This window comes from Xenorhabdus sp. PB61.4, from assembly GCF_963894935.1.
GTDB classification, from domain to species: Bacteria; Pseudomonadota; Gammaproteobacteria; order Enterobacterales; family Enterobacteriaceae; genus Xenorhabdus; species Xenorhabdus stockiae.
Genome location: NZ_CAWQJR010000039.1, coordinates 1 through 9,594, shown reverse-complemented (window position 1 = coordinate 9,594; position 9,594 = coordinate 1). Strand labels below are relative to the sequence as shown.

Sequence of the window (9,594 nt, the reverse complement as noted above, 5' to 3'; positions counted from 1 at the left end):
TTGAATACCCGATAAATCAGATATATTTAATATGGTGCATCCGGGAGGATTCGAACCTCCGACCGCTCGGTTCGTAGCCGAGTACTCTATCCAGCTGAGCTACGGATGCATCGTCAATTTTCTATGTTCTGTTCAGGTGCCGTCGCTTACCTGATTTTCCATAATTGAATACCCGATAAATCAGATATATTTAATATGGTGCATCCGGGAGGATTCGAACCTCCGACCGCTCGGTTCGTAGCCGAGTACTCTATCCAGCTGAGCTACGGATGCATTGTCGGTTTTCAGTGTTCTGTTCAGGCGCTGTTGATTGCCTAACTGTTCAGAATTGATATACCTAGTAAATCGCGGCTTTTAAAATGGCGGTGAGGGAGGGATTCGAACCCTCGATGCAGCTCTTAACCACATACTCCCTTAGCAGGGGAGCGCCTTCAGCCTCTCGGCCACCTCACCATACGCTTTAAAACTCTTGACTTGGGTTTTCGTTTTTAAGTTTTCACTTAAAAACTCTTTTAAGCTTCACCTCTGAGACTCACTCAGAAGCTTTTCTTAAAGCCGTTCGTCGTTGCGATGGCGCACATATTACTTTCCCAGCCTGATAAGTCAAACAATTTCTCACAACTTTTTTCCGTTTGAATAATTTGCGCACAAAACGCTTGGTTTAACGTCTAAAAGACTGTTTTATCAACAGCAAAATCACCGAATCCATATGAAGATTTATCGAAAAAATTATTCATCGCTATGACATCATGAATGAGGCCTTTTCGACAGATAGAAAATGAAAAGACGTGAGAGAATAGAATTAAGGTAACAAAGAGAGATAAATCGACGTGGTTTATAAAGAAGGGAAGTAGAGTAGCGCCCAAGTTTTAAAAAAGCATGGACGCCATTCTTGAATTAAAAAGTTGTAGGCTGAGACTTCTCTGCCTGAATCCGTTGATAAATTTCTTCACGGTGAACAGAAACTTCCTTGGGCGCATTTACACCAATGCGAACTTGGTTGCCTTTAACTCCCAGTACTGTAACTGTTACCTCATCGCCTATCATGAGCGTTTCACCAACTCGACGAGTCAGAATAAGCATTCTTTGCTCCTTGAAAATTTAAAAGAGTCGGGTCTCTAGGTTTCCCCGCTATTATCCATCAAACACCGTGAAAACGTAAAGCTATGATATCTACTTAAAGTATAAGCAGTTTTGAACACATTTCCTATATCTATAGGATAGCTAAAATATAAGTATGTGCACAACATTTCAACAATTTCACAACGAAAAACATTTGGCACCATAAAAAGATTGCTTCCATGGTGCCACTACTATCACTGCAATACCAACTACAACCGCAATGTGACCCACTCTTCTACACTGTCCAATGCGGAAGGAAGAGCTGCTACATCTGTCCCGCCAGCCTGAGCCAGATCAGGACGACCTCCTCCTTTACCTCCAACTTGTTGGGCAACAAAAGAGATTAAATCGCCCGCTTTTATTCTAGCAGTCAAATCCTTCGTTATACCAACAATTAGGGTGACTTTATCACCAGTCACAGTAGAAAGCACAATAATTGCTGATCCTAGTTGATTTTTCAGATCATCAACCATTGTTCTGAGCATTTTTGGTTCCACATCACCCAACTGAGTTACCAGCAGGCGTACACCCTGAATATCTTTTGCCTTATTAGCCAAAGAAGAGCTTTCCTGAGCTGCCTGCTGAGATTTCAGCTGTTGCAATTCTTTTTCCAACTGCTTCGTTCTATCCAGCGTGGCTTTAACTTTCTCGTTCAGGCTATTGATATCGCCCTTCACCAAATAAGCTATATCTTGCAATAAATCAGTCTGCTGATAAATAGAATTAAGTGCGGTTTGCCCCGTTACAGCTTCAATACGGCGGATACCTGCAGCTGTACCTGATTCACTGGTTATACGGAATAATCCGATATCGCCGGTATGGCTCGCATGAGTACCACCACATAGCTCAGTGGAGAACTCTCCCATGCTCAATACACGCACTTTCTCATCGTACTTTTCGCCAAATAGTGCCATAGCACCCTTGGTCTTCGCCTCTTCCAAATCCATTACATCTGTAATAATTGATGAGTTTTTACGGACTTCTTCATTCACCAAATTTTCTACCAGACGAATTTGCTCTGGCTTCATTGCTTCAAAATGGGAGAAGTCAAAGCGCAGATACTTGTCATTGACCAGAGAGCCTTTCTGAGAAACATGTTCTCCAAGAATTTGGCGCAGTGCCGAATGTAGCAAGTGAGTTGCTGAGTGATTCAGACGAATGTTATTTCTGCGTGCTACATCAACCTCAGCGTTAACTGCTGTATTTACAGTCAGGCTGCCACTTATCAATTTACCAATATGACCAATTGCCTGACCGTATTTTTGTGTATCAGTAACTTCAAATACACCTTCAGTACCGGACAATTTGCCTGTATCACCGACTTGTCCACCGGATTCAGCGTAAAAAGCGGTTTTATCAAGAATAATGATCGCTTCATCACCTGCATTCAGGCGATCTACTTCCTCTCCATTGCAGAAAATGGCAGTTACAGAGGCTTGCTGAGAATCATGGTCATAACCAGAAAATTCGCTTTGCCCATCAACTTTAATGACGTCATTATAATCAGTACCAAAACCGCTGGATTCACGAGCACGACGGCGTTGATTCTCCATCGCAGACTCAAAACCTTTTTCATCAACTTTGATATCACGCTCACGACAAACGTCAGCAGTGAGATCAAGAGGGAATCCATAGGTATCATAAAGACGGAAAGCGGTTTCGCCATCTAAAGTATTACCGGACAGTTTGGCCAGCTCTTCATCCAGTAATTGCAGACCCCGCTCCAAAGTACGGGCAAACTGCTCTTCCTCTGTTTTCAGTACCTGCTCAACCAATGCTTGCTGGCGCTGAAGTTCCTCGCCTGCGGCTCCCATAATTTTGATCAACGGAGCAACCAGCTTATAGAAGAATGTTTCTTTAGCGCCCAGCATATTCCCATGACGGATAGCGCGACGAATGATACGACGGAGCACATAACCCCGGTTCTCATTCGATGGAATAACACCATCGCAAATCAAAAATGAGCATGAGCGAATATGGTCGGCAATAACACGCAGAGATTTGTTAGTGAGATCAGTAGCACCAGTGACTTCTGCTACTGAGGCAATCAGATCACGGAATGCATCAATTTCATAGTTGGAATTTACATGTTGCAGAACCGCAGCCAGACGTTCCAATCCCATTCCTGTATCAACGGAAGGTTTTGGCAGTGGCTCCATTGTGCCATCAGCATGGCGGTTAAACTGCATGAAAACGATATTCCAGATTTCAATATACCTGTCACCGTCTTCTTCCGGGCTACCCGGAGGACCACCCCAAATATGTTCACCGTGGTCATAGAAAATTTCGGTACAAGGACCGCAAGGGCCTGTGTCTCCCATTTGCCAGAAATTATCTGACGCGTAAGGGGCACCTTTATTATCACCAATGCGAATAATTCTTTCTGTAGGAACGCCGACCTCTTTGCTCCAGATCTCGTAGGCTTCATCATCTGTCTCATAGACAGTTACCCACAGTTTTTCTTTTGGCAGGTTGAACCACTCAGCCCCAGTCAGCAATTCCCATGCGTAATTAATTGCATCCTGTTTAAAGTAATCGCCAAAACTGAAATTACCCAACATTTCAAAGAAAGTATGATGGCGGGCTGTATAACCAACATTTTCTAAATCGTTATGCTTACCACCAGCACGAACACAGCGCTGAGCCGTTGTTGCTCGGGTATAAGGCCTTTTATCCAATCCAAGGAAAACATCTTTGAACTGGTTCATTCCTGCGTTGGTGAACAACAATGTTGGATCATTAGTCGGCACCAATGAACTGCTTGGTACTATCTGGTGCCCTTTAGTTTGAAAAAAGTCAAGAAACGCTTGACGGATCTCAGCGGTGCTTTTGCTCATAATTGTCCCGAAATCAAGCTGAAAAACAGAATCATGGATGGTTGAAGTGACAAGTTTTATCACTATTTCAACTCACGAACAGGATTAAGATAGAGTCTCTTCCATAAGAAGTAAAATTCCATATAAATCTATTCGCTTTTCAGCATTGTAATTCGTCTGAGCATTTTCTGAAAGTCTGTTTGTCAGACCAGTTCCGATGCACCTATTACACAGGGATTTATTCTCTCTATAAAAGAAAAAACCACACCCTCAAAGGATGTGGTTTTTTCAGAACTTTTTGTGACCACAAGACTGCGGCACAGAAGAAATAACAATCAAAACTCTTCGTTATTTACTTCTTCTGCATTATCTTCATAATCAGTGACATAATCTTCAGCCGCGCTACTGAACCCACCAGCATTATTCAGCAATAACTCGCGCAGTTTTTTATCCAGCTCAGATGCGATTTCCGGGTGCTCTTTCAGGTAATTTGTCGCATTGGCTTTACCCTGACCAATTTTATCGCCGTTATAGCTGTACCATGCACCTGCTTTTTCCACCATTTTGTGTTTCACACCCAGGTCGATAAGCTCACCATAAGTGTTGATACCTTCTCCGTACAAAATCTGGAATTCAGCTTGTTTAAATGGTGCTGCAACTTTGTTTTTGACTACCTTCACGCGGGTTTCGCTGCCAACAACTTCATCACTGTTTTTCACGGAACCGGTACGACGGATATCCAGACGAACAGATGCGTAGAATTTCAGTGCATTACCACCAGTCGTCGTTTCTGGGTTACCAAACATAACCCCAATTTTCATACGGATCTGGTTGATAAAGATCAGCAGAGTATTCGAGTTTTTCAGATTTCCAGCCAGTTTACGCATTGCCTGACTCATCATGCGAGCTGCCAGCCCCATATGTGAATCACCGATTTCACCTTCGATTTCTGCTTTTGGTGTCAATGCAGCAACGGAGTCAACAACAATAACATCAACCGCACCAGAGCGTGACAAGGCATCACAGATTTCCAGCGCTTGTTCACCTGTATCAGGCTGAGAACACAGTAAGTTATCAATATCTACACCCAGTTTTTTAGCATAAACCGGATCGAGGGCATGTTCAGCATCGATAAAAGCACATGTTCTGCCTTCGCGCTGAGCAGCAGCAATAACCTGAAGAGTCAGCGTTGTCTTACCGGAAGACTCAGGCCCGTATATTTCAACGATACGCCCCATTGGCAAACCACCTGCCCCCAAAGCAATATCGAGAGACAGTGAGCCAGTAGAAATGGTTTCAACATCCATTGAGCGGTTTTCGCCCAAACGCATGATTGAACCTTTACCAAATTGTTTTTCAATCTGGCCCAGTGCCGCTGCTAGTGCCTTTTGTTTGTTTTCATCGTTAGCCATGTTTACTCCCTCGTAAGCAATGAAGTGAAGGGGGCTGCCCCACTGCTGATAAACCGTTTCTGATGCTATGTCTAATAAGACTCGTTGTTTAATAAAAATTTATTTAAAAAACAATGTTTATAAGTCCACGTTTCGTAAATCAATTTATAAAGCCGATGTGCTTTATAAGATCAATATGGTTTATACGACCAAAATACTGGAATCAATTATACTGTATAATCATACAGCATCAAGTTAATTTTTTATGATTTCTTCCAGCAATGTTTTTAAAGAAAAAATCACAGACTGGAGACGAACAGAGTTACGGTCACCAGTGAAAAGTCGGCGATATGATTTTGTGTATCTCTTTGTGCCATCACGGACGGCAAATCCAAAGCAAACAGTGCCAACGGGTTTCTCTTTGCTGCCACCATCCGGCCCGGCGATGCCACTGACTGAAACCGCAAAATCAGCCTTAGCAGCGTCTAATGCTCCCAAAGCCATTTCTTTCACAACCTGCTCACTGACGGCTCCTGACTCAGCTAATGATATCGGTGAAACACCCAGCATTTCACATTTTGAATCATTGCTGTAAGTCACGAAACCACGCTCAAAATAGGCAGAGCTTCCCGCAACATCTGTGATCACCTTGGCAATCCATCCTCCTGTGCAGGATTCTGCACAGGTAATAGACAGATTTTTCTGGCGTAACCTTTTCCCTAGTTCAATACTAAGCTGATTCAGGATTTTTTCATCCATAGTACGCCTTTAACTCTATAAGAAATTAATTTTTCCGAAGCAGATCCCAAATCCATAATCCACCGATTGCTAAAGAGAATAGTATCCCAAAGCCAATACCTATAGTAATAACGGATATTTGTAGCATGGTGGAAATTAAGTATAACCCCAGCATGATCAACATTGCGCTGTTTTCACCAAAATTCTGTACTGCAACAGCCTTACCAGCGCCCATTTCATGCTTCCCATGTTCCTGTAACAATGCATTTAATGGCACAACAAAAAGACCACCACACAAACCGATCATAATCAGGAATAGGTATGAATGCCATATTGAGTGTTGCACGACAAACATAATAACGATAACACCAATAAATATTCCGGCTGGCATACAGCGGCGCACCGTACTCAGTGTAATAAACCGTGCGGCTAATCCCGCTCCCGCAATAATGCCGATAGCAACTACGGCGTTCATCAAGGTTGGCGTTGTATTCCCCTCAACTCCCAGAACAACGGGAACCCACGCAACCAGTAAAAAACGCAGAGTAACCCCCGCCCCCCAAAACAGGCTGGTACCAACCAAAGAAAAGCGGGTTTCTGAGTTATTCCAAAGGGAAGAGATTACCGAGATAAAATCCTGCAGCATTGCTTTAAGATCCCAGCCTTTTCCCTGCCGGGCTGCCGCTAAACGGGGTATATAAAAATTGGCTATTACTGCCGCGCTATACATCAGGGCACATATTCCTAATGCAAGAAACAGGTTTATATCTGAAAGAAAACCACCCACCACAGAACCAGTCAGAATGGCTGCAATCGTCGAAGCTTCCATCAAACCATTGGCTTTGACCAGATGGCTACCGTCTGTCAATTCCCCTAAAATACCATACTTAGCCGGAGAATAAGCTGCCGCCCCGATCCCCACAAGGGTATATCCCAGGAAAGGGTTCATATCAATGCAGATGCTGATGGCTCCCAGCAATTTGATGCCATTGGAAAAGAGCATAACCCTGCCCTTCGGGAACCGATCAGCAATTTGCCCCACAAAAGGGGCACATACGATATAGGTCAGCACAAAAACCATTTGCAGAGCCGGCAAGCTCCATCCCGGATAAGATTCAGCTTTCAATTGAGCCAATATCGCAAAGAATAAGGCATTGTCGGCAAAAGCAGAGAGAAACTGGGATAGTAAAACAGCCTTCATTCCCCGGTTTAGCAATGGTTGTGTTTCCACAGTACCATTCATTTTTTACTCCTGTTCTGCCATTTTTCTTAATGTGACAAAATCAGGTTTGCCACTGCCCAGCAACGGTAATTGCTTCACATAACGAATATCACGTGGAACTGCCAGTTCAGGTAACCCTATTTGACGGGCGGTGAGTAACATCACACTTCTGTTCAAAACGGTATCTGTTGTAAACAACACCAATGCCTCTCCCTTGCTACGGTCACCTTTCGCTGTTACTGCATGCAGAGCTTCAGGCGAAACACGTAAAGCAATTTGCTCTACGGCTTCAAGAGAAACCATTTCACCTGCCAGTTTGGCAAAACGCTTTACTCGTCCTTTGATCGTACAGAAACCTTCTTCATCAATGGATACAATATCACCTGTGTCATACCAGCCGGTCTGGATATTGCCTTCCGCATCTTCTGCCGTAGGCGGTTCCAGACGATCCGGAGCTTCAACCCGCAAATAGCCTTTCATCAGATTTGGCCCACGTACTTGCAGGCGTCCGCCCACTTCAATACCCGGCACAGGCAATAAACGTGTTTCCATGCCCGGCAAAATTCTTCCGACTGTGCCTACTCTGGCTGCCATTGGGACATTGATAGCGACAACAGGAGCACATTCAGTTACACCATAGCCTTCCAGAATCCGGATACCAAATTTATCCTGCCAGACACGCTTAGTCTCTTCCGACAGTTTTTCTGCACCAGCAACGACATAGCGCAAGCGGGAGAAGTCATAAGGATGAGCATAGCGGGCATAATTACCCAGAAAAGTTGAGGTTCCGAATAGAACGGTACAGTTCTGATCATAAACAACTTCAGGAACAACACGATAATGCAGCGGGTTCGGGTACAGGAATACACGGCTTCCTGACATCAGGGGAGTGAATAACCCAACAGTCAGCCCAAACGCATGGAACAAAGGCAAAGACGACATAAAACGATCCTGTGGAGTAAAATCAGCTATCGTTTTAATTTGCTCAACATTTGCCAGTAAGCTGGCATGGCTGTGAACAACGCCTTTCGGTGCCCCTTCAGACCCAGAAGTGAACAGGATGAGTGCATCATCCTCTGGTTTCTGTGAAGGTAGAGCCGCTTTTGCGGGAAAGATCAAATGCCAAAGCACCCACAATTTATCTTCCCACGTAATAGTCTCTTTCAAATCTTCAAGATATACCCAATTTGCTTCTGTTACCTGATCTGGTAGATGCGTCAGTTGGCTTTTCTCAAGAAACTGGCGGGAAGTGATGATTGTTTTGATAGTCGCTGCTTGTGTCGCATTTTTAATGCCATTGCTTCCTGCCGTGTAGTTCAGCAAAGCAGGTACTCGCCCTCTCAGTGACGTACCGTATATTGTGGTTGCCATAGCTGTGGCATTAGGTAATAAAAGCCCGACCCTTTCACCTTCCTGAGTAAAACGCTCTAAAATCCGGCTAAAGCCCAATATCTTTTTCAGAAATGTATGGTAGCTATCTTCTTTCAGTGCAATATCTTCAATACAGGGTTTAAAACGCCCGAAACGCTTTTGGGCAGCGAGATACGCACTGAATAACGTTTCTTTCGGACGAGTCTGCATCCTCACATCCATCATAACAGCATGCAGTTTCTCTCCTGCCAGACGGCGGCGGCTGTTAGAATCCGGTGCATCTGGCATTGGGAAATCCATTGCAGGTAAGATCTGGATGGTGACTTTAGGGAACCAATGCTGCTTCATGACGCCTCTTAACCGGCCGAAAACGCTTTGTTCCGCTCCATCAATACGGATAGGCACAATTTTTGCGTCTGACTTCGCCGCAATAAATGCTGCGCCATCGTAGATTTTCATCAGGGAGCCCGTTACCGTGATCCGACCTTCAGGAAAAATCACTATCGGGCGACCTTTGTCGATTTCCTTAACCAGCGTCCTGATTGCCATCGGATTGTTTGGATCCAAAGGCACAACATCAGCAAAAGGTTTAATAAATTTGAGAAAGCCCTTTGTCGCAATATTGGAATAAATGGCAAATACTGGTTTTCCCGGCAGGAAAAGCCCTATCAGGAGTCCATCAAGAAAGGAAATATGATTGGGTGTAATAATACATTTAGGGTGTTTTAAATGCTTATCGTCACCTTCGACTGTCACTCTGAAGAGTACACGTACAAGTAATCTCAGAACCTTTAAGAGTATATCCATATCTCAATCCATATATCTCAATATAAATAATTAAATAAAATTAAAGTGAGTGAGTAAGTAGAATGATACTATAAGAGGTATAAATGATCTGAGATACAGGATTTATTAGTCTTATAATAAATAAGCG

6 protein-coding genes and 3 tRNA genes are annotated in these 9,594 nt (G+C 43.8%); all 9 read right to left on the bottom strand.

Annotated features, from left to right (window positions below; translation table 11 throughout):
• Positions 1 to 32: 32 nt before the first annotated feature.
• Positions 33 to 109, bottom strand: a tRNA-Arg gene (locus AACX68_RS03450).
• 87 nt (positions 110 to 196) lie between these two features.
• Positions 197 to 273, bottom strand: a tRNA-Arg gene (locus AACX68_RS03445).
• An 87-nt stretch (positions 274 to 360) separates the two neighbouring features.
• Positions 361 to 453, bottom strand: a tRNA-Ser gene (locus AACX68_RS03440).
• Between the two features lie 444 nt (positions 454 to 897).
• Complete coding sequence (gene csrA, locus AACX68_RS03435; protein ID WP_010845367.1) at positions 898 to 1,083, bottom strand: carbon storage regulator CsrA; 186 nt, start codon at positions 1,081 to 1,083, stop codon at positions 898 to 900.
• Between the two features lie 248 nt (positions 1,084 to 1,331).
• Complete coding sequence (gene alaS, locus AACX68_RS03430) at positions 1,332 to 3,959, bottom strand: alanine--tRNA ligase (protein WP_228860596.1); 2,628 nt, start codon at positions 3,957 to 3,959, stop codon at positions 1,332 to 1,334.
• Positions 3,960 to 4,273: 314 nt separating this feature from the next.
• Positions 4,274 to 5,350 (bottom strand): recombinase RecA, encoded by a 1,077-nt coding sequence (recA, locus tag AACX68_RS03425; RefSeq protein ID WP_099110751.1) that lies wholly within the window; start codon positions 5,348 to 5,350, stop codon positions 4,274 to 4,276.
• A 234-nt stretch (positions 5,351 to 5,584) separates the two neighbouring features.
• Positions 5,585 to 6,088 (bottom strand): nicotinamide-nucleotide amidase, encoded by a 504-nt coding sequence (pncC, locus tag AACX68_RS03420; RefSeq protein WP_228860595.1) that lies wholly within the window; start codon positions 6,086 to 6,088, stop codon positions 5,585 to 5,587.
• 25 nt (positions 6,089 to 6,113) lie between these two features.
• Entirely contained in the window at positions 6,114 to 7,310 is a 1,197-nt protein-coding gene (gene lplT / locus AACX68_RS03415; protein WP_228860594.1) for a lysophospholipid transporter LplT, read from the bottom strand.
• Between the two features lie 3 nt (positions 7,311 to 7,313).
• Complete coding sequence (aas, locus tag AACX68_RS03410) at positions 7,314 to 9,461, bottom strand: bifunctional acyl-ACP--phospholipid O-acyltransferase/long-chain-fatty-acid--ACP ligase (RefSeq protein ID WP_228860597.1); 2,148 nt, start codon at positions 9,459 to 9,461, stop codon at positions 7,314 to 7,316.
• Positions 9,462 to 9,594 lie beyond the last annotated feature (133 nt).

Bases quoted from the DNA above. Each gene is read 5' to 3' on its own strand.
- recA (WP_099110751.1), bottom strand. From the start codon at position 5,350: ATGGCTAACGATGAAAACAAACAAAAGGCACTAGCAGCGGCACTGGGC.
- csrA (WP_010845367.1), bottom strand. From the start codon at position 1,083: ATGCTTATTCTGACTCGTCGAGTTGGTGAAACGCTCATGATAGGCGAT.
- alaS (WP_228860596.1), bottom strand. From the start codon at position 3,959: ATGAGCAAAAGCACCGCTGAGATCCGTCAAGCGTTTCTTGACTTTTTT.
- lplT (WP_228860594.1), bottom strand. From the start codon at position 7,310: ATGAATGGTACTGTGGAAACACAACCATTGCTAAACCGGGGAATGAAG.
- pncC (WP_228860595.1), bottom strand. From the start codon at position 6,088: ATGGATGAAAAAATCCTGAATCAGCTTAGTATTGAACTAGGGAAAAGG.